Genomic DNA, 22856 nt, shown 5'->3' on the forward strand with positions numbered 1-22856 from the left:
CGCCGGGCGGCCATGGTCCCGCGATCGGGCGAGGCAGGACCGGGCGGGTTCCGGATCCGCGCAACGAAGGGGCGGTCAGCTGTCCGGGTCCGGCAATGCCCCCGGCGGCGCCGGGAGGGCACGATCTGAGGCATGACAGCGGTAGTGGAGACCGAGGGGCTCACCAAGTTCTACGGCGCGCGCCGCGGGCTTGAGGATCTCGACCTGGAGATCCGGCCCGGGGAGGTGTTCGGGTATCTCGGCCCGAACGGCGCGGGAAAGACGACGACGATCAGGCTGCTCCTGGACGTCATCCGCCCGACCAGGGGCCGGATGACGGTCCTCGGCAGGGATCCCCGGCAGGCGGAGGTGCGGAGCCGGATCGGTTACCTGCCGGGAGAACTGGCCCTGGAGGGCAGGGAGAGGGCCGGGGAGTTCCTCGCCTTCCTCGGCGCGGTGCGCGACGGCGTGCCCAAGGGGCGCATCGAGGGGCTGGCCGAACGGCTGGAGGCCGACCTGTCGGTGCCCATGGGCAAGCTCTCCAAGGGCAACAGGCAGAAGGTCGGGCTCATCCAGGCATTCATGCACGAACCGGAGTTCCTGATCCTCGACGAGCCGACCAGCGGCCTGGACCCGCTGGTGCAGCAGGAGTTCCTCGCGATGGTCCGCGAGGTCCGCGCCTCGGGCCGTACCGTGCTGATGTCCTCCCACGTGCTGGCCGAGGTCGAGGACGTCTCCGACCGGGTCGGCATCGTGCGCGGCGGCAGGCTCGTCGCGGTGGAGGACATCTCCGCGCTCAGGGAGAAGGCGGTGCGCCGGGTGGAGTTCCACTTCGACGCCCCGGTGCCGCGCGAGGCGTTCGAGAACCTGCCCGGGGTGCGTGACCTGCGGGTGGAGGGGGCCGGGCTGCGCTGCACCATCGACGGCCGCCCGGACGCGCTGGTCAAGGCGGCGGCGCGGTTCACCGTGGTGCACATGGTCAGCGCCGAGCCCGACCTGGAAGAGATCTTCCTGACCTACTACAGCCAGAACCAGGAAGGGGAGGCGCGCGATGCCCACGCTGGTGTCGAAGAGCCTGCGTGACTACCGCAGGCCGCTGCTCGGCTGGACCGTCGGGATCAGCGCGTTCTTCGCGCTCTACCTGGCCTACTACCCGAACGTCAGGGGCAACCCCGAACTCTACGGGGACGTGGCGCTGGCCAAGTTCCCCGGGGCCATGCGCGACCTCATGGGCGGCCTGGAGGGCGGCTTCACCAGCGGCTCCGGCTTCCTGCAGGCGCTGGTCTACCAGCTGTTCGGGCCGCTGCTGTTCATCATGTGCGCCGCGGTGATCGGCAACCGGGCGATCGCCGGGCCGGAGGAGTCGGGCACGCTGGAGCTCGTCCTCACCCTCCCGATCGACCGCGGGCGGCTGGTCCTGGAGCGCTTCGCCGCCCTCGCCCTCGCGCTGCTCGGCGTGGCGGCGGTCACCTTCGTCGTCGTGCTGGGCCTGGCGACGGCCGTCGACATGGGCGTCCCCGCCGACAGGATCCTCGCCGGTCACGTCGGCGTCTTCCTGCTCGCCCTCTTCTTCGGCACGCTCTCCCTCACGGTCGGCGCCGCGACGGGACGCCGGGGGGTCGCCCTGGCGGTGGTCGGGGTGGTCGCCGTGGCCGGGTACGTGGTCGAGACCATGGGAAAGGACGTGGACGGGGTGTCCTGGCTGCGCTGGATCTCGCCGTTCCACTACTACCTCGACGGACGGCCGCTCCAGCTGGGATTCCCGGCGTGGGACTATCTCGTGCTGGCCGGGGCGACCGTCGCGCTGGTCCTGATCGCGATGCCGGCCTTCGACAGGCGTGACGTGGGAGTCTGATGGACGAGCTGCTCGGCGGCCATCTCCGGGTGTTACGGGAGGCGGCCGCCACCGGCAGGCCGCCCGGCCGGGCCGAGCTCGACGACTGCCGCGCCGCCGGAGCGCTCGCCGCCGAGCGGGGCGCGTCCGTGCGGGCCCTGGTCGAGGCCGCGCTGGCCATGGCCGAGTCGGTGACCCCCACCCCGCTCCCGGCCCTGCGCCGTACGGTCTCCGCCCTGATGGAGGGGTACGAGAACGCCCAGCGGTCGGCGCTGCGCCAGGAGGAGGCGGCGCGCAGGGAGTTCGTCGACGACCTGCTCCAGGGACGCGCCGACAGGCTCGCCGAGCGGGCCGAGCACTTCGGGCTCCGGCTGGCCGAGACGTACGTGGTCGCCGTCGCGCGCCCCGCCGGAGCCGCCACGACCGCCACGACCGCCACGACCGCTGTGGCCGCCGGGGCCGTCGCAGCCGCTGGAGCTGTCGAGGGCGCTGTCGAGGGCGCTGGAGCCGCCACGGCCGCCACGGCCGCCACGGCCGTCGCGCCCGGAGGCGGCGGAGAGCTCGCGGGGGAGGCGGCGGGGACGGCCCGGCGGATCGAGGACGCGCTGGTCGCCCGGTTCGGCTCGCACAACGTGCTGGTCGCGGTCCGCGACGGGATGCTCGTGTGCGTCGCGCCGGGCAGCCTCACCGTCGCGAACGGCGAGTTCACCCACCACGTGCGCCAGGCGTTCGCGCCCGGCTGGCGGGTCGGGCTCGGCCGGGCGCACCGGGGCCCGGGCGGGGTCGTCACCTCCTACCGGGAGGGCGCCAACGCCATCGAGCTCGGTGACCGGCTGGGACTGCGCGCCCCCGTGCTCAAGGCCGCGGACCTGCTGGTGTTCCCGGTGCTGCTGCGGGACCGGGCGGCCATCGAGGACCTGGTGACGAGCGTGCTCAGCCCGCTGCTTGAGGCGCGCGGCGGTCCCGAGCCGCTGCTCGCCACGCTGGAGGCCGTCTTCGCCTCCCAGGGCAACCAGACCGCCGCCGCGCGCAGGCTCGGCGTCAGCACCCGGGCGGTGACCTACCGGCTGGAGCGGATCCGCCGCCTCACCGGGTTCTCGCCGGACGACGCCACCCAGCGTTTCACCCTGGAGACGGCGGTCCTGGGCGCCCGCCTCCTGGACTGGCCCGCCCACCCGCTGCGCTGACCGGCCCGGCTCGCCTGCCCGCTGTGCCGACCGGCCCGGCTCGCTCACCCGCCGTGTCGAGCGGACGCGCCCGCGTCGCGCCGGGCGGACCGGCCCACCCGTCGCGCCGACCGGCCCGGTCCGCCCGTCCGTCGTACGGCCGCCGCCTCGTCAGGGGATCAGGAGCAGCTTGCCGGTCGTACGGCGGGCTTCGAGGTCCTCGTGGGCGCGGGCGGCCTCGGCGAGCGGGTAGCGCTCGGAGACGTGCACCCGAAGTTGGCCGGAGGCCACCCAGCCGTAGAGGTCGGAGGCGCGCCAGGTGAGCTCGTCGCGGGTGGCGATGTAGGAGCCCAGGGTCGGGCGGGTGAGGAAGAGGGAGCCGTTCTTGGCGAGGATCTGCGGGTCGAGCGGCGGGACCGGGCCGCTGGCCTGGCCGTACAGCGCCATCATGCCGCGCGGTCGCAGCGAGGCGACGCTCTCGTCGAAGGTGGCCGCGCCCACGCCGTCGTAGACGACGTGCACGCCGGAGCCGGTCAGGTCGCGTACCGCGTCGGCGAAGCCCTGGTAGCGGAACACCTCGTCGGCGCCCGCCTGGCGGGCCAGGATCTCCTTCTCCTCGGTGGAGACCGTGCCGATCACCCGGGCGCCGCGCAGCTTGGCGATCTGGGTGAGCAGCAGGCCCATCCCCCCGGCGGCGGCGTGCACCAGGACGTCGTCGCCCTCCTTCACCTCGTACGTGGAGTGCGTCAGGTAGTGCGCGGTCAGCCCCTGCAGGGTGACGGCCGCCGCGACCTCGGCGGTGACCCCCTCGGGCACGGCGAGCAGCTTGGAGGCGGGCACCGCGGTCCTGGAGGCGTAGCTGCCCGGCACGCTCGACCAGGCCACGGTGTCGCCGACGGCGACGTCACGGACGTCCTCGCCGACAGCGGCGACGGTGCCGGCCCCCTCCTCCCCGGGGACGAAGGGCAGGGAGAGCTGGTAGCGGCCGATCCGGTGGTAGACGTCGATGAAGTTCACCCCGGCGGCGGCGACGTCGACCAGGACCTCGCCGGGATTCGGCTCCGGGTCCGGGTGATCGTCGGTGTAGGCGAGAACCTCGGGCCCGCCGGTGGCGGAGACGACTATGGCGCGCATCGTGCTGAACTCCTTCGGTCGGTCAAATGTCTTGATGGTCCCCAACGCCGCGCGGATCACTCACCGTCGCGGCGATCAGGTCGGGCCGGTCAGGGCTGCTTGGTGGTGGCGGGGCCGTGCAGGGTGAAGTTGTCGAACGCGATCCTGAGGACGGCGCTGCTGTTCTCGCCCACCCGGGCGATCACGCCGACCAGCCCGTTGGGCAGCGGGTTGGTGTCGAGGAACGACTGCGCCTGCTCGTCGTTGACCCACATGGTGAGCCGCACGCCCCCCTCGGCGCCGGTGCACTCGGCCGCGAGCCGGATGACCTCGCCCTTGGGCAGGTCGACCTTGACGGGCTTGGTGAGCTCGCCCCCGGCGCTCTTGACGGTCTTGCGGATGCGGGCGTTGCCCGTGGTGTCGAGCAGGAACTCGTACCGGGTCGCCTTGTTGTCGTCCTCGCCCCGGCAGAACAGCCCGTACTCGCCCATCCCGGCGGTGCCGGAGCGGATCCTGATGTCGGAGCCGAGCAGGATCCGGCTCGGGGTGATCGGGGTGGGGCTCGCCGAGGGGTCGGGGGTGGCCGGGGGAGCGGACACGAACGGGATCGGTGCCTGCTCCCGCCTCACGGGGGAGTATCCGCTGACGTCGACGGCGTAGTAGCCCTCGGGGGCGTAGCCGTACGTGCCGGTCATCGGGCTGTAGGTGCCACCGCTCCAGCCGGTGCCGCTCTGGGTGAAGTCGTCCTGGTAGAGCAGGGCGAGGTTCTCCGGCGGGCCGGGGGGAGCGAGCGCGAGGCGCAGGCCGAGCCCTCCGGCCACCACCATCAGGGCCGCCACGGACACCCCGACGAGCAGTTTCCGCCGCCCGGCCGTCCCGCCCCCGGGGAAGAACCCGGTGTCGCCCCGCGGCCGCTCGGGGAGGGTGTGGCCGGGACCGTCGTGGCCCGGCCCCGCCTGCGAGGCGCCGGAGATCGTGTGACCGCCTCGTGCGGACGGCGCGGTGTGGCTCCACCCGGAATCGGCGCCGTGGTCCCGTCCGGGGGAGGGCGCCCCCGCGGGGCCGGTCCAGGGGGCGCCGACGGGCGGTCCCTGGGGTGCCTGAGGTGCCTGCCAGGAGGCCTGGACCGAGTGGGCGGCCTGCTCGGGAACGGCGGAGCGGCCCACCAGGTGGTCGAGGAGCTGCTGCGAGGTGGGCCGGTTCCGGGGGTCCTTGGTCAGCGCGGAGGTGACCAGCTCGCGCAGCGCGGGCTCCATGCCCTCCAGGGAGGGCTCGGTGTTGAGCACCTGGTACAGCACCGCGGGCAGCGCCTCGCCGCCGAACGGCGCCCGCCCGCTCGCCGCGAAGGCCATCAGGCAGCCCCACGAGAACACGTCGCAGGCGGCCGAGACCGGCTCGCCGCGCAGCACCTCGGGCGCCATGTAGCGGGGGGTGCCGAGGATCTCGCCGGTCCCGGTCATCCCGCTGAGGGTGTCCAGCGCGCGGGCGATGCCGAAGTCGATGACGCGCGGGCCGACGGGGGAGAGCAGCACGTTGGAAGGCTTGAGGTCGCGGTGCACCACCCCGGCGCCGTGGATGGCGGTCAGCGCGGTCGCCACCCCGACGGCGAGCGCGTCGAGGCTGGAGCCGCGGAGCGGGCCGTCGGCGTCGACGGCCTCCTCAAGGTTGGGGCCGGTGACGTACTCGGTGACGACGTAGAGCTGGTCGTCGTCGAGCGCCGCCTCGATGACCGCGGCCGTGCAGAACCTGCGGACCCGCTGCGCCGCGTCGGCCTCCCTGCGGAAGCGCATCCGGAACCGTTCGTGCTGGCTGTACTCCGGATTGATGACCTTGATGGCGACCTGCTGCCCGTCGGCGGACTCGCCAAGGTAGACCGTGCCCATCCCGCCCCGGCCCAGCCTGCTGAGCACGCGGTATCGGCCTATCTGCAGGGGTTCGTCGGGACTGAGGTTGTTCACCTTTGTACCTAACCGCATCTGCCGTCACATGAGTGGTTCAGCCTATCGATCTCTTGCCGCTCGCCAGCAGTCGCAACAGCGGCAGGTCCACTTTTTCCAGACTGTCCACGCTCAGCACGTCCTCCGCCACCGGGTCGCCGGAGACCGACACCACCCGGCACCCCGCCGCGCGGGCCGCCGCGAGCCCGGTGGGACTGTCCTCCACGGCCACGCAGTCGGCGGGGTCGAGGCCCAGCCCGGAGGCCGCCCGCAGGTACGGGTCGGGCAGCGGCTTGCCGCGCGCGGTGTCCTCGGCGGCCACGACCAGGGCGAACCGCTCCGCCCCGACGGTGTGCAGCACCATGTCGACGATGAGCCTCGGCGAGGCGCTGACCAGCGCCGTGGGCACACCCTCCGCCCCCAGGTCGTCCAGCAGCCGGATCGCGCCGGGCAGCGGGGTTACCCCGGCGGAGACCCGCTCGGCGAAGGCCTCGGTGAGCCGCGCCCCGATCCGTTCGACCTCGGCCTCCGCCACCTCGGCCCGTGTCACCTCGATCCGTTCTACTTCGGCTTGTGCGACCTCGGCCTCTACGACCTCGGCCCGTTCAACCTCGGGTTCCGCCACCCCGGCCCGTCCGGCCCCGCGCGGTACGGGCCCGCGGCGCGCGAGGTAGCCGGCCGCGTCCTCGACCAGGCGGCCGAGGACGCGGCCGGCGTCGGCCTCCGTCAGCTCCAGGTCCAGCTCGGCGGCGACCTCCACGCACGCCTGCCACCACAGTCCCTCGGTGTCCACGAGCGTGCCGTCCATGTCGAACAGGACGGCTCCGAGCTCACCCGACACCCGCGACGTCCTCCGGCTCGGCCGCCTTCGAGGACTTCGAGGACTTCGAGGACTCCGAAGGGGGCTCGGAGGGGGACTCCGCAGGGTCCTCGGAGGTGAGAGCGGGCGCGGGGGTGGTGCGCGCCGCGACGAGCACGGGCCGCTGCACGAGGGCGACGTCCACCCGCGTGCCGGGCGCCAGGCGTACCGCGTCGTGTCCCGGCACGTCGCTGAGGACCTCCAGCTCGCCCACCCGCACCCGCAGCCGCGCGGTGGAGCCGCGGAAGGAGGAGGCCACGATCGTGGCGTTCCCGTCGGGGGAGGGCGTGACCAGCACGGCCTCGGGGCGTACCAGCACGTCGACGTCGGGCGAGGACGGCAGCGGGCCGTCCACCGGCATGAGCTTGCCCATGACGGTGACCTCCTGGCCGGACAGGCGGCCGGGGACGTGGTTCATCGCGCCGACGAACTCCGCGACGAACGGGGTGGCGGGCCGGTCGTAGACCTCGGCGGGCGGGCCGCACTGCTCCAGCCGCCCCGCGCGCAGCACCGCGACCTTGTCGGCGACCGACAGGGCCTCCTCCTGGTCGTGGGTGACGAAGATGGTGGTGATGCCCAGTTCGAGCTGGAGCCGCCGGATCTCCTCGCGCAGCGAGACGCGGACCTTGGCGTCCAGCGCGGACAGCGGCTCGTCGAGCAGCAGCACGCGCGGCTCCAGCGCCAGCGCCCTGGCGAGGGCGACGCGCTGCTGCTGGCCGCCGGACAGCTCGTGCGGGTAGCGCTGGGCGTGCGTCGGCAGGCCGACCAGCTCCAGCAGCTCGTCGGCCCGCGCGTGCCGCTTGGCGGTCGGCACCTTGCGCACCCGCAGCCCGAAGGCCACGTTGTCCCTCGCGTTCAGGTTGGGGAACAGGCTGTAGGACTGGAAGACCATGCCCGCGTCACGGCGGTTGGCGGGGACCCGGGTGATGTCCTTGCCGTCCACGAGCACCGCTCCGGCGTCGGGGTGCTCGAAACCGGCGACGCAGCGCAGCGCCGTGGTCTTCCCGCAGCCGGAGGGGCCGAGCAGGGCCATCAGCTCGCCCTGTTCGACGGTGAGGTCCAGGCCGTCCAGGGCCACCGTGCGGCCGAACGCGCGGCGCAGCCCCCGGAACTCGACGGTCATCGACGTTTCCTTCCCGCACCCGAGAGGGTGAGCAGCAGCAGCCAGATGAGGAGCAGGCTGATGATCGACAGTGCGACGGAGAGCTGCCCGTCGTTCCCGGAGATGGTCACGATCCAGACCGGGAACGTCTCGTACCCGAGCAGGGCCGCGATGGTGTACTCGCCGAGCACCAGCGCGAGGGTGAGGAACGAGGCGCTCGCGATGGAGGACCGGATGTTGGGGATGATCACCCGGAACAGCACGTACGGCCACGAGGCGCCCAGGTTGCGGGCCGCCTCCACCAGCGTCCGCACGTCGATCGCGCGCAGCCCGGCGTCCAGCGACCGGTAGGCGAACGGCAGCGTCAGCATCACGTACGCGAGCACGAGGACGAACGGGAACCTCTCGTCCTGGACGGCGATCAGCGTCGCCCAGAACGGGGTGGCGGCCAGCGCGTCGACGCCCTCGCGCAGCGCCGTGCTGATGCCGACCACGTAGGTGATCGGCGGTACGACCAGCGGGAGCGTGGAGATCAGCTCCAGCACCGGCCGCAGCCGGGGCGCGCCGAGCCGTACGGCCAGCATCGCCGGGAGGGTGAGCAGCAGTACCGCGACGATGGTGCAGGCGGCGAGCGCGAGGGAGAGCAGCAGGCTGGGCAGGAAGCCGGGCGCCGACAGGATCCGCCCGTAGGCGGCGAGCGAGAAGCCCTGGCCCTCCGAGTAGACGGTGAACCAGAAGGACACCGCCATCGGCACGACGAAGTAGACCGCCGCGACGACCAGCACGATCCCCCGCCAGGCCCGCCGCTGCCCGGGGCGGGCGGTGGCCGCGGGACCCGGGGTGACGTCGGGCAGGGTGGCTACCGCAACCATCGGGAGCTCCTCTTCTGCAGCGGCAGATAGACCGCCATCACCAGCAGCGCGACGACGATCATGTCGAGGCTCAGCGCGAGCGCGACGTTCTCGTACCCGATGAGGACGTCCCCGGTGAGGGCCTCGGCGATCTGCAGGGTGACCAGCGGGACCGTGCTGCCCACCATGGCGTAGGCGGTGGCGTAGGCGGCGAACGCGCCGCCGAACAGCAGGACGACGCCGCCGAGCAGGGCCGGGGTCAGCACCGGGATGCCGACGTAGCGCCAGAACTGCCAGGTGGTGGCGCCGTTGTTCTGCGCCGCCTCCCGCCACTGCGGGCGCAGGCCGTCCAGCGCCGGGGTCACGACGAGCACCATCAGCGGCACCGAGAAGTACATGTAGACCAGGGCGAGGCCCCAGAAGTTGTACAGCACCCCCGGGCCGAGGCCCAGCGCGGTGGTGATCACCCCCGAGTTGCCCAGGGTGGCGATCCAGATGAAGGCGAGCGGCACGCCGCCGAAGTTGGACAGCACGCCGGAGAAGGTGAGCACGGCCTCGCGCAGCGCCGTGAACCGGGAGGTGATCACGGCCTGGGCGAGGAACGTCCCGGCGACCGCGGCGACGACCGCCACCACGGCCGACAGCTGGACGCTGCTGAGCAGGGCGTTCAGGTAGGGGCCCTGGAGGCTCCTGGACAGGTTGGCGGTGCCGAGGGAGGACACCTTGGTCGCCGGGTCCTTGACGGTGAACGCGCCGACCAGCAGCGTGAGCGCCGGGATCCCGAAGGCCACCGCCGTCACGACCAGCAGCGGCAGGGCTCCCAGCCAGTTCTTGGAGCGAGGACGGCCGCCGCCGCGCGGGGCGGCGGCCGTGACGGCGGGGACGGTCATCCCGAGACCGCGGCGCCCCAGCCTCCGGCCAGGACCTCCTTGGCCTTGTTGACCTGCTCCTCCGTCGGGAAGGTGGGCTCACCCTCGACCGGCGGGAGGTTGGCCTCGGCGGCGGCGTCGACCGTGCCGTCGGCCTTCATCGCGGGCAGCAGCACCGGGCGGGCGAAGCCGCCGAGGTAGAGGTTCTGGCCCTCGGGGCTGTAGAGGAACTCCTGCCACAGGCGCGCGGCGGCCGGGTGCGGGGCGTCCTTGTTGATGGCCTGGGCGTAGAGCTGGAAGTACTTGCCGTCGCTGGGGATGACGGTCTTCCAGTCGAGGCCCTTCTCGGCCATCTTGGGGGCATAGGCGGCGTTGTTGTAGTCCCAGTCGATGCTGATCTGGGTCTCGCCCTTCTCGATGGTGGCCGGGGTGGTCTCGACGGGGTTGAAGTTCCCGGCGTCCTTCAGCTTCTTGAAGAAGTCCAGGCCGGGCTGGATGTCGTCGAAGGAGCCGCCGTTGGCGAGGGCCGCCGCGTACACGCCCGCGAACGCCGAGCCCGACTTGGTCGGGTTGCCGTTCAGCGCGACCTTGCCCTTGTACTCGGGCTTGAGCAGGTCGGCGTAGGTCTCCGGGCACTTGGCGATCTTCTTGGCGTCGCAGCCGATGGAGACGTAGCCGCCGTAGTCGTTGAACCAGAGGCCACTCGCCTCCTTCTGGTTCTCGGGGATCTTGTCCCAGGTCTCGACCTTGTACGGCGCGAAGAGGCCCTCGGCGGCGCCGCTGATCGCGAAGGACTGGCCGAGGTCGAGCACGTCGGGGGCGCGGTCCTGGCCCTTGCGGGTCTTCACCGCGTTGATCTCGTCGGCGCTGGCGGCGTCGGGGGTCTCGCTCTCGATCTCGATGCCGTACTTGGCCTTGAAGGCCTCGATGATCTTTCCGTAGTTGGCCCAGTCGGGCGGGAGGGCGATGACGTGGAGCTTGCCCTCCTTCTTGGCGGCCTCGACGAGCTTGTCCAGCCCGCCGAAGTCGGCCGCGGAGGTGGCGGTTTTGGCGTCCACTCCGGCCGCGGCGCCTGAGGCGCCTGAGGCGCCTGCCGACGGTGCCTCCGTGCCGGGGGCGGCGCCGCACGCGGCGGTGCCGACCAGGAGGAAGGCCGCCAGGCCTGCAAAGCGAACTCGGGATGCGATCACTGTGTCTCCCAAGGGGGTGTCGCGCAATATTTCACGAAAGTAGACGAACTTGTACAAACAAGCTAGACCTCCTCTGTCGTGAATCAGTTGCTGTTTGGTGAACGGACGGAGTACGGCGGTGAAATGCGCGAACCTGGGCTATGTGAGCGATTAATGCTTGTTTAGGGTGGGGCTGAGCCGGCCGCCAGGTGCGCGCAGCGAGGGATCCCGCGGACGCGCGCCGGGCCGGATGAGACAGGCGGCTTGAGAGGCGAGGCGAGATTGCGCGGTCACCGGGTGTGCGCGGATGTGCGGAGAGGTGCCCTGGAGTTCGCGGGCGCGCGGGGCGGTACGCGGGTGTTCGCGAGCCGTCCGGAGGGGGCGCGGGTGCTCACGGAGACGTGGACGTTCGCGGACCGTCGGGAGGGCGCGCGGGTTCTCGTGGGCCGTCCGGAGGGGGCGCGGGTGTTCACGGAGACGCGGACGTTCGCGGGTCTCCCGGGGGGAGTACGGGTTCTCGCGGGGCGTCCGCGGAGGGCGCGGGGCTTCATGGAGGCGTCCGCGGGCGCGCCGGACGGGACGCGGGCATGACGGCCCGCTACATGGGCATCGCGGAGGAGCTGCGCGACGCGATCATGCGAGGCGAGCACCCCGTGGGCGCCCAGCTGCCCTCCGAGGCCGAGCTGGCGACCCGCTTCGCCGCCTCGCGCGGCACGATCCGCCAGGCGGTCGCCGTACTCGCCACCGAGGGCCTGGTCGGGTCCCGGCAGGGGGCGAGGCGCATCGTGCTCGGTCGTGAGCGCAGCCAGAGTTTCGCCGAGCTGCACAGTTTCGCCCAGTGGGCGCGGGCGATGGGCTACCGGGTCAGCGGGCAGGTGCTGCAACAGCTCCGCAGGGGCGCCGACACCACCGAGGCCGTACGGCTGGCGCTCCAGCCAGGTGACCCCGTGCTCTTCGTGCTGCGGCTGCGCTCCCTGGAGGGCGAGCCGGTGATGCTGGAGCGCACCGTCTACGCCGGGTGGATCGCCCCGGCCGTCGAGCGCATCGAACCCGACTGCGAGTCGGTCACCCAGGCGCTGTACGACAGCGTCGGCCTCGTCTTCGCCTACGGCGAGCACCTCATCGACGCGGTGGCCGCGGGCGTCCAGGACGCCAGGCTGCTGGCCGTGCGCAGGGGCAGCCCGCTGCTGCGCCAGCGCCGGGTCACCACCACCCCCGAGGGACGGCCCGTCGAGTGGTCCGACGACCGCCACCGCGCGGGCAGCGTGACCTTCAGCATCCGCAACTCGGTGGACGCCAACCCGCTCGTACGGCAGCTGGGGGACTTGCGCCCGGCCCCATAAGAACGTATGTTCGATACGCCAGGCCCGCCTTCCCCCGGGTGCTCATCCGAAAGCCCGGGAGAGGCGTCTTGAGCAGACTTTACGGCGACCCCATCGAGGTGTGGATCCGCGACGGGCAGCCCGTCCAGTTCGTCTGGCGCGACCGCCTCCACATCGTCCGCCGGGTCCTCGACCACTGGGTCGTCGCGCGAGAGTGGTGGAAGATCTCCGACAGCGATCCCGGCGAGCGCCGGTTCTGGCGGATTGAGGCCGCCTCGGGCGACCGGGCCGGGACCTACGAGCTCCGGTTCGACACCGCGGGCGAGGGCTGGCTGCTGATCAGGGCATGGGACTGACGCCCCACCCGGACACGCCTTTCGCCGGTGCGGGCGCGGAGCCGACACCCCGCCCAGAGGTGTCTCCCCGGCGGAGGCGTGCCGATGAGGACGTGAGGCCGATGCCCCGGCCCGCCTTCCGGCGGGCGGGGCGGCCCTCGTTCACTGCCCGGCGGGGTGGACCTCCTGAGGCCGGTCCCGTTCGGACATCTCCGGAGAGGGAGACTCCACAGGGAGAGAGTCCAACGAGAGGTTCTCCCGTGAGGAGGTCTCCCGTGCGACGGGCTCGGGGAAGGCGGGCGAGAGGGGAGGGGCGTTCCTCACGAGCAGGTGCGGGACCGCCTCCGCCGGAGGCGGCGGCAGGTGGCGCTCCGCGTCGGCCTGCCGCCGGTGCCTGGCACCCGCGGCCTGGATGCCGGTGATCTGCCGTACGGTCGCCGCGCACAGCAGGGACGCGACCGCGACGGCGGCCAGTTCGGTCGGCCCGAGACCGGTCAGGTTCGTGCCTCCCTGGGAGGCCCCCGGCCACAGCCGGGCCAGCAGCAGCGCGAACGCGACCAGCCAGCTCAGCCACCAGGCGGTGAGCAGCGCCGTCCAGCGGAGGCGGCGGTCCAGCGGCGGGCCCGAGGCCCACCACAGCCGGTCGGCCAGCACGGCGGGCGCGACCAGGTTGACCACCGGCACGAACCAGCTCACCAGGACCGGTGCCACCGCGGGCAGGCCGGCGCCCTGCCGGGCACGGAGCAGCCAGTTCAGGTACGCGGCGACGGCGGCGATCGCCGTCGCGGCGAAGAACATGATCAGGATGGCGAAGACGGTGACCGCGCCGAAGACAGCGTCGGCGCCGGGGGCGTCGGGGTCACCGCCGAGCCTGGATATCTCCAGGACGAGACGCCTGCCACGGGCCTGTTCGAACACCGCCAGGGCGGCGATCGCGATCACCAGCGCGGTGAGAGTGAGATAGACGGCCGAAGCCGACCTTTTCTGTAGAGATGGGATAGAGCGCATGTAAATCTCCCCCCGCCATGCGCCGAGGACCTGCCCTCTTTCTATCCCGTCAGCTCTTCCGCTAATCAGCCCATACGACCCGCTCAGCTGACGATGCCGGACTCCCACGCCCACGCGGCGGTCTCCACCCGGTTCCTGGCGCCGAGCTTCGTGTGGATGCTCCCCAGGTGCGTCTTCACGGTCGACAGCGAGACGAACAGCTCGGCGGCCACCTCCTGGTTGGTCCGCCCCCTCGCCACCAGGCGCACGACGTCCAGCTCGCGCTCGGTGAGGGGCTCGCTGGGCGGCCGGACGGCACCGCTCCGGGGATGGGAGAGGTGTTCGAGCAGGCGTACGGTCACCGACGGCGACACCAGCGCGTCTCCGGCCGCCGCGGCCCGGATCGCCTCGATGAGCAGTGTCGGCCCGCTGTCCTTGAGCAGGAAGCCGGTCGCCCCGGCGCGCAGCGCCCCGTAGACGTACTCGTCGAGGTCGAAGGTGGTGACGATGACCACCTTCATCGGGTCCTGCACCCCCGGTCCCGCGAGGATGCGGGTGGCCTCCAGACCGTCCAGCTTGGGCATCCGGATGTCGAGCAGGCACACGTCCGGCCGCAGCCTCCGTGCCAGCTCGACGGCCTCGGCTCCGTTGGCGGCCGTCGCCAGGACCTCCATGTCCTCCTGGGCGTCCAGAATCATCTGGAACCCGGTTCGTACCAGCTCCTGGTCGTCGGCGATGAGCACCCGAATCGTCACCTGATGGATTGTGCCAGCCCACGGGCGGTTCCGGATCGGGCATCCGGCCGATGTACCGGTGAACGACGGCGAATCGTCCTTTCGGCCGACTCCGCCGTGGACCGTGGAGACCATCGGTCGATCTGCCGCCGCTCCCCGCGCGGGAAAGTGCTCGGCATGAATGTTGTCCTTGAGGGATCCGGGCTGGTCAAGCGCTTCGGAACGACCGTGGCGCTGGGCGGTGTCGGACTGGCGATCCACGCGGGCGAGGCCGTGGCGATCATGGGCCCGAGCGGGTCGGGAAAGTCGACGCTCCTGCACTGCCTGGCCGGGATCGTGAAGCCGGACGCGGGTGAGGTGCGCCTGCTCGGCGAACGCGTCGACACGCTGGGGGAGCGGAGGCGCAGCGCCCTGCGCCGCACGCGGTTCGGCTTCGTGTTCCAGTTCGGCCAGCTCCTGCCGGAACTCCCCGCCGACGAGAACGTCGCGCTGCCGCTCATGCTCGGCGACGTTCCCCGGGCCGACGCCGTACGGCGGGCGCGGGAGTGGTTCGGCCCGCTCGGGCTGGGCGGGATGGAGGGGCGGCGCCCCGGGGAGCTCTCCGGCGGCCAGGCGCAGCGGGTGGCGATCGCCCGCGCGCTGGTCACCCGCCCCGCGGTCGTCTTCGCCGACGAGCCGACGGGTGCGCTCGACCAGAACACCGGCCAGGACACGATGCGCCTGCTGACCGGCGCCACCCGGCACAACGGGGCCTCGCTGGTCGTCGTCACCCACGATCCCCAGGTGGCCCGCTGGTGCGACCGCGTGGTCGAGGTACGCGACGGCCACCTCCTGCCCGGTCCCGGTACGCGGGAGCCTTACGAGGACGTCGGGGAGCGGGACGGCGCCGAGGCGGTGACCCGGGCGTTTCCCGGAGCGGAGACGTTTCCCGAGACGGAGACGTTTCCCGGGGTGAACCGGTGAGCGGGCCGCTCGGCCTGAGCTGGCGGCTGCTGCGCGGCGGGGGCCGCCGCGGCCTGCTGGGGGCGGGGCTCACCGTGGCGGCGGTCGCGGTCTCCACCGCGCTGCTGCTCTTCGCCGTCGTGGCCAACCTCGGCTTCCAGGACAGGGCGGCCCGGGAGGCGTGGCGCAACCCGGTACCGGCCGCGAGCGGGGCCGTGGCGGTCCAGGCCGTCCGCACGGACTACGTGCGCGACCGGTGGATCACGGTCGTGGACCTCGCCGCGCTCGGTCCGCGGGCACCCGCGCCGCCCGGCCTGGACCGCTTCCCCGCACCGGGGGAGGTCTGGTTGTCCCCGGGGCTGGCCGAGCTCGCCGGAGAGCTCCCGGCCGCGCAGCTCGCCGCCCGCTTCCCCGGGAGGCGCGGCGGGACGATCGGCGACGAGGCGCTCGTGTACCCGGGAGAGCTGGTCGTGGTACGCGGGCAGGCGGCGGACTCGCCGGTGATGAGGGCCACCTCGTCGGACGACTCGCGCGGCGGTGCCGTACCGACCGGGATCTCCGGCTTCGCGGGGAGGACGACGGAGGACGCGACGGGCTACAGCGCGCTCGGGTTGATCGCGAGCGTGCTCATGGCCGTACCGCTGCTGGTGTTCGGCGGCGCGGCGGCCCGGCTGACCGTCGCCCGCCGGGACCGGCGCCTGGCCGCGCTCCGGCTGGTCGGCGCCTCTCCCGGCCAGGTGGTCGCCATGACCGTCTGCGAGGCGGTGATCACCGCGTTCGGCGGCGCGGTGCTGGGAACGGCGCTGTACGGGCTGCTCACCCCGCTGCTGGCCCGGATCGAGATCAGGGGAGGGCCCTGGTTCCTCGCCGACGTGTGGCCGGGGGTGCTTCCCACGCTCGCCGTGCTGGTGGCCGTGCCGCTGCTCGTCGGCGTGTCGGCCGTGGTCGGCCTGCGCCGCGTGGTGGTGAGCCCGCTCGGCGTCGCCAAGCGGGAGACCCCTCCGGCGATGCGCTTCCTCCGGGTCGTCGCGCTGCTCGCGGCCCTGGCGGCGGTTCCCCTGCTCGGCCGCGGCGCCGAGGTGGGGGTGATCGCCGCGGCCATCGGCGGCGCCTTCCTGTGCGTCAACCTCGCCGGTCCGTGGGTCGTCGCGCTGATCGGCCGGATCACCACCCGCGCGGCCCGGACCCCCGCCCGGCTGCTCGCCGGGCGCCGGTTGACCGACGACCCCAGGTCCGCCTGGCGGACGGTGAGCGGCGTGGCCCTGACGGGATTCGTGGCCGGGTTCATCGGTCTCCTCGCCCCGGGCGACGTCGTGTTCGACGGCCCACGGGCGGAACTGCGCCTGGCCGTGCCCTCCGCGCGGGCGTCCGAGGTCACCGCCGAGGTACGCGAGCGTCTGTCCGCGGCGGACGTCCGGGCGGTGGTCGGTCTCGTGTCGAGGGGCGGGAGAGAGGGCGGCACCGATGGTGACACCGGCGACGGTGACGGTGGCCACAAGGTGATCATCGTCTCCGTGGGCCGAGCCGGCACCGTCGCCCCCGGCTCGGGTTCGGGTTCCGAGGGGCCGGTGGACGTGGCGGCCCTCGATCGGGCGCGTACCGCCCTGGAGGGATTGGTGCCCGGACACGGGGCGACCTCGGCCGCCGACGACGACCGGCTCTCCGCCCAGATCCTCGACGACGTCGGCACCGGTACGGTCATCGTGCTCGTGGTCTCGTTCCTGGTGGCGATCGCCGGCGCCGGGATCACCGCCGCCTCCTCGGTCCTCGACCGCAGGCAGACCTACGCGCTGCTCCGCCTGGCCGGTACGCCACTGGAGGTCCTGGACGCCGCCCGCCGGGCGGAGACCCTCATACCGCTGACGGTCATGGGAGGCGGCACCATCGCGGCCGGCGTCTTCTGCGCCCTGCCGTTCGCCGCCGTCGCGATGAACGTCACGGGCGCGGTCATCCTGCTGGTCTGCGTCGCGCTCGGATTCGCCGGGGTGATCGGCGCGGGAGCGGCGAGCGCTCCGCTCCTGCGTTCCGTCACCGCCAACCCGGCCCCCCGGCCGGACTGAGAACCGGTACGACGGCCCGGATCGGGACGTGGTACCGGGTGAACGCCGTACGAGGCGAACGTCGTACCGGGTGATGGAGGCGAGGGGGCGGGAGGGCCGGACCGGGCGGGAAGGGGAGAGGGGCCGGACCGGCCGGGGCGGGTGGGGTGAGAAAACGGGGCGCACCGGATAATTTTTTCCCCGGCCGGTGATCGGGGGGCCGGGAAAGGCACTCCTTGGTGTGGATGATCCAGAAGCGCGATTCACCGCGCTGTACGACCGGCACTACCGCAGCGTGCTCGGCTACACGCTGCTGCGCGCGGAGCGGCAGGCGGCCGAGGACATCGCGAGCGAGACGTTCCTGATCGCCTGGCGGCAGCTGGAGCGGCTGCCGGAGACACCGCTGCCCTGGCTGCTCGGCGTCGCCCGCAACCTGCTGCGCGGGCAGCGGCGTTCCGGGCTGCGACGGCAGGCACTGGTGGAGCGGCTGGCGGAGCTGTCCTCGGCGGGCGACACGACCGAGCGGGTCGCCGAGCAGGTCGCCGAACGCGAGGCGGCTCTCGCGGCGCTCGCCGGGCTGTCCGAGCCGGACGCCGAGGCGGTGATCCTGGCCAGCTGGTACGGCCTGGCTCCGGCAGACGCCGCCAAGCTCGCGGGCTGCTCGGCCAGGGCCTTCACCGTCCGCCTGTATCGCGCCCGCCGCCGCCTGTCCCAGGCACTCGACCTCACCCCGGCCACCACCCTGCAGGAGCAGCCTTGAACGACGTCGACGAACGTGTCCGCGCGCTGCGCCCGGACGCACTCACCGAGGACGCCTACCGGCGGCGCCGCGCCGCCGACCTCGCCCGTGCCTTCGCGACGGCCGTGTCCCGGTCCGGTCATGAGTCCGGTCACGCCTCCGATCCCGTGTCCGGTCACGGATCTGACCCCGTGTCCGATGTCGTGTCCGGTCACGCGTCCGATCCCGTGTCCCTCCGTGTGTCCACCGGCGCCCCCCGCCCCCTGTCCCGCCCCCGTCTCACCCCCGGGGTCGTACTGACCGGCGCCCTCGTCGGGCTGGCCGCCGCAGTGACGGTGCCCGCCGTCATGACGGGGACGGTCGGGCTGCGGGGGCCGGGCGGGGGCCGGACCGCGGCGATCGCCTCCCAGTACCCGGCCCAGGACCCGGTCTCGGCCTCCCAGGCCCCGGGCCCGGTTTCGGCCTCTCAGGCTCCTGCCTCGGCCTCCCCGGACCCGGCCTCGAACACCTCTCCGGACCCTGTCTCGGGTACCTCCCCCGTACCGTCCTCCAAGTCCGAGGTACGGCCCCCCGAGACCTCCGGCTCCCTCCCGGCGGCGACGCCCGGCACGCCGGTGGTCACGCTCGACGCCCGGTCGTTCCTGCTGGCGGGCGCGGAGACGGCGGCGCGCGAGACCTCCCCGGAAGGCCGGTACTGGTTCGAGCGCACCAGGACCTTCGAACCCGTCGGATCCGGCGCGACCGCCGCCCACACCGACGAGTCCTGGTACGACGGCCGGGCCGGGCGGACCGTGTCCAACCAGGATGTCGAGATCACCTTCGCGACAGAGGCCGCGAAGGCGGCGTGGAAGGCCAAGGGGTCCCCGGCACTGTGGCCCGGGCCGCGTACCGATGACTTCTCCCGGCTCTCGCTGAGGTGGCGGGTCGGGAGCGAGACGCTGACCCTGGACGAGGTGCGGGACCTGCCCGGCGACGCCGGGGAGCTGGAACGGTGGCTCCGCTCGGCACACCGGGACGGGCCGTTCCCGGCCTTCGCCTTCGCCGCCGCGCGTTACCTGCTCGCCTCACCGGCGAGCCCGGCCACGCGGGCCGCGACGCTACGCGTTCTCGCGGCCCAGCCCGGGATCGTCCTGGAGAAGGACGTCCTCGACCCGCTCGGGCGCCTCGGCTCCGCCGTCACCACGGCCGACGGCCACCACACCCTGGTCGTCGACGAGTCGGGGTCGCGCCTGCTGGCCTTCGCCTACACGGGCCCGGACGAGAGGCCCCGTACCGGCGACCGTTCCGTGCACGTCCCCTTCCGCGAGGGCCTCAGGATCGCGTACGAGGACTCCGGCTGGGTCGGGAAGGTCGGCGTCCGGAGGTGACGGCCGCTCCGCCGCGCCGCGCCGGGAAATCGACCGGTAAGCCGGACGGCAAACCGACCGGGGTACCGACCGGGAAGCCGACCGTGGTACCGGCCGGGAAGCCGGTCGGGGTATCGGACGGAAACCGGTCGGGGAGCCGTCGCACCGGCCGGACGGTCTTCGTGCGAGGACACGGGCAGGAGAGGCATCACCCGGGACAGGATCAGCCCAGGACCAGGTCCCGGATGGTCTTCAGGGAGGCCTCGTCGCGCGGTCCCATGACCAGGAGGTTGCTCACCGGGCTGTCGCGCCACAGCTGCAGGCGCTCGCGGATGCGGCCCACCGGGCCGACCAGGGAGATGCCGTCGGCCAGCTCGTCGGGGATCGCGTTGAACGCCTCGTCCCTGCGTCCGGCCAGGTAGAGGGCCTGGATCTCCTCGGCGGCCTCGGCGTAGCCCATCCTGCCGATGATGTCGGCGTGGAAGTTGCGGCTCTTGGCCCCCATGCCGCCGATGTAGAGGGTCAGCATCATCTTCACCCCGTCCAGCGCCGCCCTGACGTCGTCGGTGATCACGGTCATCACCATCGCGGCGATGTCGAAGCCGGGACCGGCCCCGGCGAGAGAGGGGCCGTACATCCGCCCGATCTTCTCGGGGAACACGAACAGCGGCAGCCAGCCGTCGGCGATCTCGGCGGCGAGCGCGACGTTCTTCGGGCCCTCCGCGCCGAGGTAGAGGGGGATCTCGGCGCGCAGCGGGCGGGTGATCAGCTTCAGCGGCTTGCCGAGGTTCGCGCCTCCGGGGTAGGGGAGGGGGTAGTGCTCGCCGTCGCTCGTCACCGGCTCCTCGCGGCGCAACACCTTGCGCATGATCTCGACGTACTCGCGGGTGCGGGCGAGCGGCTTGGGGAACGGCGTCCCGTACCAGCCCTCGACGACCTGGGGCCCCGACGCGCCGATGCCGAGCAGCAGCCGTCCGCCGGTGAGATGATCGAGCGTCATCGCGGTCATCGCGGTCGCCGCCGGGGTTCTGGCGGAGATCTGCACCACGGATGTGCCCAGTTTGATGCGAGACGTCCGCGCGCCGTACCAGGCCAGAGGGGTGAAGGCGTCGCTACCGTAGGCTTCCGCGGTCCACACGGACTCATACCCCAGCCGTTCCGCGGTCTGGACGAGTTCGGTGGCGTCGTCGGCGTTCCGCTGCCAGTAGCCGAGGTTCAGGCCGAGCTTCAGGTCGGTGCTCACGGGGGTCTCCTCGCGACGTGACGCCGGACAGGCCTCGCAATTAGAACACGTTCTACATTGGTCGGTCGAGTGTGAGGTGTCGAAATTCGGTCTCCCGGGAAGCGTGCACTTGTGCTCAACGCCGCTCGCAAACTCCTCTCCCTGATGTCGCTCCTCGCCCTCGCCGCGATGGGAACGATCCCGGCCGTGGCGCACGCGCAGGGGCGGCCCAACGTCGTCCTGATCCTCGTTGACGATCTTGACGCGGGCGATCTGCAGAAATTTCCCAACATCTGGAACCTGCTCGCCCGGGGAGGCACCAGCTTCGACAGGTTCTTCGTGCCCAACTCCTGGTGCTGCCCCTCGCGCGCGTCGATCATGCGGTGTCAGTACGTGCACAGCCACGGCGTGTACACCAACACCGCCCCCGAGGGAGGATTCACCAAGTACTACACATCGGGTCTGGAACGCTCCAATATCGCGACATGGATGAAGTCGGCCGGATATCGCACCGGACTGATGGGCAAATACCTCAACCACTATCCCGGCGGCACCACCTCCGCCACCCACGTGCCTCCGGGCTGGGACGAGTGGGACGTGCCGGTGCGCAGGCTGTACGAGGAGTACGGCTACACGCTCAACGAGAACGGCATGCTGCGCGACTACGGCTTCGCGCCGCAGGACTATCTGACCGACGTGCTCAGCGCGAAGGCCGGGGCGTTCGTCTCCCAGCCCAGCCAGGACCCGTTCTTCCTCTATCTCGCCCCGGTCGCCCCGCACAACCCGGCCAACTACGCCCCCCGCCACCAGGCCGCCTTCGCCGGGGTGGTGGCCCCGCGCACCCCGTCCTTCAACCAGCCCGACGTCGGCGCCGAGCCGCTCTGGCTCAGGTCGCTCCCGCCGCTCGACGCCGCGAAGATCCGCAGAATCGACCGGCACTACCGGGACCGGCTCCGGGCGATGCTCGGGGTGGACGACATGGTGGGCGCCCTCGTCGAGTCTCTCAGGGCCTCCGGCAAGCTGGATGAAACGTATATCTTTTTCGCTTCCGATAACGGGTTCCACCTGGGCCAGCACCGGCTCGCCCAGGGCAAGACCACGCCCTTCGACGAGGCGATCAAGGTGCCGCTGCTGGTCAGGGGGCCCGGTATACAGGCGGGCCGCGTCGTCGGGGACATGGCCGCGAGCATCGACCTCGCCCCGACGTTCGCCCAGCTCGCCGGGGCCGCGCTCCCCGACTTCGCCGAGGGCCGCTCCCTGCTGCCGCTGCTGCGGGGAGAGACGCCGCCCTCGTGGCGCCAGAACGTGCTGCTGGAGTTCTACCGCCCGACCAGTCCCGGCTCGGCCCGCCAGACCCCGGTCCCGGCGTACCAGGGGATGCGGACCGCCCAGCACACCTTCGTCCGCTACTCCACCGGCGAGTACCAGGTCTACGACCTCGTCAGGGATCCCTACCAGCTCCACAACCTCGCCGCGGAGACCCCGCTCCCCGTGATCGCCGAGTTCAACCGGCAGCTCGACGCGCTGGTCTCCTGCTCGGGCGCCACCTGCCGCTCAGCCGACTCGGTCAGACCGCCCCTGCTGCCTTTCAAGCCCCTCGTCGTCCTCAGCCCGTGGGGCACGTGAGATGCCGGGATAGGCCCGCCGCAGGTGGTCCTCGACGGCGGCCGAGGCCCCCGCCGCGTCCCCGGTGGCGACGGCCCGGTGGATGCGGCGGTGGTCGTCCATGAGCCCGGCCGTGCCGCCGAGGCGCCCGACCGCCTCGACCGCGTAGCGCCGGAGCGAGTCGCGCAGGGAGAGCATCATTGCGGTGGTCAGCCTGTTGCCCGACGCCTCGGCGATGGCCACGTGGAAGGCCGTGTCGTGCTCGACGAACTCCTCGGCCGTCGTCGTGGCGTCCATGCGCTCCAGCGCGGCGGTGAGGGCCGACAGGTCGGCCCCGTGGGCGGCGGCGTGCGCGGCCGACCACTTCTCGATCATCAGCCGGGCGTCGACGACCTCCTCCAGTGACAGGTTCGACAGTCCGAGATGGAGCCTCAGCAGGTCGCTCAGGGCCTCGGCGGGCCTGGAGATGAGGAAGGCCCCCGCGTCCGGGCCCCGCCCGACCTGCGACGACACCACTCCCAGGGTCTCCAGCACCCGCATCGCCTCACGTACCGACGACCGGCTCACCCGCAGCTGCTCGGCGAGCTGCCGTTCGCCGGGCAGGCGGTCGCCGACCCGGAGCCCGTCACCCGCGATGCGCCGCTCGATCTGGGCGATCACGTCCTCGAACGCCCGGGTGCGCCGGACCGGCTGCCAACCGCTCAAG

21 protein-coding genes are annotated in these 22856 nt (G+C 72.5%); 10 read left to right on the top strand and 11 right to left on the bottom strand.

What is annotated here, in order from left to right:
- The first annotated feature begins 132 nt into the window (after positions 1 to 132).
- Genes ACSC1Q_RS14060 through ACSC1Q_RS14070 form a run of 3 tightly spaced genes read left to right on the top strand, consistent with a single transcriptional unit; the run spans position 133 to position 3000 of the window.
- A complete protein-coding gene (locus tag ACSC1Q_RS14060; RefSeq protein ID WP_436759133.1) occupies positions 133 to 1062 on the top strand; it encodes an ABC transporter ATP-binding protein in 930 nt (309 codons plus the stop codon).
- On the top strand, positions 1031 to 1834 hold the full coding sequence (locus ACSC1Q_RS14065) for a DUF2705 family protein (protein ID WP_436759134.1): 804 nt from the start codon (positions 1031 to 1033) through the stop codon (positions 1832 to 1834). Before ACSC1Q_RS14060 ends, ACSC1Q_RS14065 begins: the two co-directional genes overlap by 32 nt.
- On the top strand, positions 1834 to 3000 hold the full coding sequence (locus ACSC1Q_RS14070; protein ID WP_436759135.1) for a PucR family transcriptional regulator: 1167 nt from the start codon (positions 1834 to 1836) through the stop codon (positions 2998 to 3000). The genes ACSC1Q_RS14065 and ACSC1Q_RS14070 overlap by 1 nt, the downstream gene beginning before the upstream one ends.
- A 150-nt stretch (positions 3001 to 3150) precedes the next feature.
- On the opposite strand, the gene ACSC1Q_RS14075 is transcribed toward ACSC1Q_RS14070, so the two are convergent.
- The 7 genes from ACSC1Q_RS14075 to ACSC1Q_RS14105 all read right to left on the bottom strand — a co-directional run bounded on the left by ACSC1Q_RS14075 (position 3151) and on the right by ACSC1Q_RS14105 (position 10768).
- Positions 3151 to 4113 carry a quinone oxidoreductase family protein gene (locus ACSC1Q_RS14075; RefSeq protein WP_436759136.1) on the bottom strand — a complete coding sequence of 321 codons (963 nt, stop codon included), beginning with the start codon at positions 4111 to 4113 and terminating at the stop codon, positions 3151 to 3153.
- 89 nt (positions 4114 to 4202) lie between these two features.
- Entirely contained in the window at positions 4203 to 6050 is a 1848-nt protein-coding gene (locus tag ACSC1Q_RS14080; RefSeq protein WP_436759137.1) for a serine/threonine-protein kinase, read from the bottom strand.
- A 37-nt stretch (positions 6051 to 6087) separates the two neighbouring features.
- The gene (locus tag ACSC1Q_RS14085) at positions 6088 to 6870 is read right to left on the bottom strand and encodes an HAD family hydrolase (protein WP_436759138.1); all 783 of its coding nucleotides are present in this window, start codon (positions 6868 to 6870) and stop codon (positions 6088 to 6090) included.
- Positions 6860 to 8011 (bottom strand): ABC transporter ATP-binding protein, encoded by a 1152-nt coding sequence (locus ACSC1Q_RS14090; RefSeq protein WP_436759139.1) that lies wholly within the window; start codon positions 8009 to 8011, stop codon positions 6860 to 6862. Before ACSC1Q_RS14090 ends, ACSC1Q_RS14085 begins: the two co-directional genes overlap by 11 nt.
- Complete coding sequence (locus ACSC1Q_RS14095; RefSeq protein WP_386161382.1) at positions 8008 to 8862, bottom strand: ABC transporter permease; 855 nt, start codon at positions 8860 to 8862, stop codon at positions 8008 to 8010. The genes ACSC1Q_RS14090 and ACSC1Q_RS14095 overlap by 4 nt, the downstream gene beginning before the upstream one ends.
- Entirely contained in the window at positions 8850 to 9731 is an 882-nt protein-coding gene (locus ACSC1Q_RS14100; RefSeq protein ID WP_386161380.1) for an ABC transporter permease, read from the bottom strand. Before ACSC1Q_RS14100 ends, ACSC1Q_RS14095 begins: the two co-directional genes overlap by 13 nt.
- Positions 9728 to 10768 (bottom strand): ABC transporter substrate-binding protein, encoded by a 1041-nt coding sequence (locus ACSC1Q_RS14105; RefSeq protein ID WP_436759140.1) that lies wholly within the window; start codon positions 10766 to 10768, stop codon positions 9728 to 9730. The genes ACSC1Q_RS14100 and ACSC1Q_RS14105 overlap by 4 nt, the downstream gene beginning before the upstream one ends.
- A gap of 698 nt (positions 10769 to 11466) precedes the next feature.
- Between ACSC1Q_RS14105 and ACSC1Q_RS14110 the strand changes: the two genes are divergently transcribed.
- Both ACSC1Q_RS14110 and ACSC1Q_RS14115 read left to right on the top strand, forming a co-directional pair.
- On the top strand, positions 11467 to 12222 hold the full coding sequence (locus tag ACSC1Q_RS14110; protein WP_436759141.1) for a GntR family transcriptional regulator: 756 nt from the start codon (positions 11467 to 11469) through the stop codon (positions 12220 to 12222).
- A 68-nt stretch (positions 12223 to 12290) separates the two neighbouring features.
- A complete protein-coding gene (locus ACSC1Q_RS14115) occupies positions 12291 to 12557 on the top strand; it encodes a DUF6504 family protein (protein WP_436759142.1) in 267 nt (88 codons plus the stop codon).
- A 141-nt stretch (positions 12558 to 12698) separates the two neighbouring features.
- Here ACSC1Q_RS14115 and ACSC1Q_RS14120 read toward each other — a convergent pair whose 3' ends face one another.
- Together ACSC1Q_RS14120 and ACSC1Q_RS14125 are read right to left on the bottom strand one after the other, a co-directional pair.
- Complete coding sequence (locus ACSC1Q_RS14120; protein WP_436759143.1) at positions 12699 to 13544, bottom strand: DUF4328 domain-containing protein; 846 nt, start codon at positions 13542 to 13544, stop codon at positions 12699 to 12701.
- 83 nt (positions 13545 to 13627) lie between these two features.
- The gene (locus tag ACSC1Q_RS14125) at positions 13628 to 14278 is read right to left on the bottom strand and encodes a response regulator (protein ID WP_436759144.1); all 651 of its coding nucleotides are present in this window, start codon (positions 14276 to 14278) and stop codon (positions 13628 to 13630) included.
- Positions 14279 to 14434: 156 nt separating this feature from the next.
- Between ACSC1Q_RS14125 and ACSC1Q_RS14130 the strand changes: the two genes are divergently transcribed.
- From ACSC1Q_RS14130 to ACSC1Q_RS14145, 4 genes are all read left to right on the top strand, one after another.
- A complete protein-coding gene (locus ACSC1Q_RS14130) occupies positions 14435 to 15220 on the top strand; it encodes an ABC transporter ATP-binding protein (RefSeq protein WP_436759145.1) in 786 nt (261 codons plus the stop codon).
- Complete coding sequence (locus ACSC1Q_RS14135; protein WP_436759146.1) at positions 15217 to 17259, top strand: FtsX-like permease family protein; 2043 nt, start codon at positions 15217 to 15219, stop codon at positions 17257 to 17259. Before ACSC1Q_RS14130 ends, ACSC1Q_RS14135 begins: the two co-directional genes overlap by 4 nt.
- A gap of 220 nt (positions 17260 to 17479) precedes the next feature.
- The gene (locus tag ACSC1Q_RS14140; protein ID WP_436759147.1) at positions 17480 to 17998 is read left to right on the top strand and encodes an RNA polymerase sigma factor; all 519 of its coding nucleotides are present in this window, start codon (positions 17480 to 17482) and stop codon (positions 17996 to 17998) included.
- Positions 17995 to 19344 carry a hypothetical protein gene (locus ACSC1Q_RS14145; protein ID WP_436759148.1) on the top strand — a complete coding sequence of 450 codons (1350 nt, stop codon included), beginning with the start codon at positions 17995 to 17997 and terminating at the stop codon, positions 19342 to 19344. The genes ACSC1Q_RS14140 and ACSC1Q_RS14145 overlap by 4 nt, the downstream gene beginning before the upstream one ends.
- Positions 19345 to 19546: 202 nt before the next feature.
- Here the strand turns inward: ACSC1Q_RS14145 and ACSC1Q_RS14150 are convergent, their stop codons facing one another.
- Positions 19547 to 20566 carry an LLM class F420-dependent oxidoreductase gene (locus tag ACSC1Q_RS14150; RefSeq protein WP_436759149.1) on the bottom strand — a complete coding sequence of 340 codons (1020 nt, stop codon included), beginning with the start codon at positions 20564 to 20566 and terminating at the stop codon, positions 19547 to 19549.
- Between the two features lie 111 nt (positions 20567 to 20677).
- Here ACSC1Q_RS14150 and ACSC1Q_RS14155 point away from each other — a divergent pair, with 111 nt between their 5' ends.
- Positions 20678 to 22171 carry a sulfatase family protein gene (locus ACSC1Q_RS14155; RefSeq protein ID WP_436759150.1) on the top strand — a complete coding sequence of 498 codons (1494 nt, stop codon included), beginning with the start codon at positions 20678 to 20680 and terminating at the stop codon, positions 22169 to 22171.
- Here the strand turns inward: ACSC1Q_RS14155 and ACSC1Q_RS14160 are convergent.
- Entirely contained in the window at positions 22100 to 22855 is a 756-nt protein-coding gene (locus tag ACSC1Q_RS14160; RefSeq protein WP_436759151.1) for a FadR/GntR family transcriptional regulator, read from the bottom strand. The genes ACSC1Q_RS14155 and ACSC1Q_RS14160 overlap by 72 nt on opposite strands.
- Position 22856 lies beyond the last annotated feature (1 nt).

It is taken from the genome of Streptosporangium heterodermiicola, from assembly GCF_051390675.1.
In the GTDB taxonomy this organism is placed as follows: Bacteria; Actinomycetota; Actinomycetes; order Streptosporangiales; family Streptosporangiaceae; genus Streptosporangium.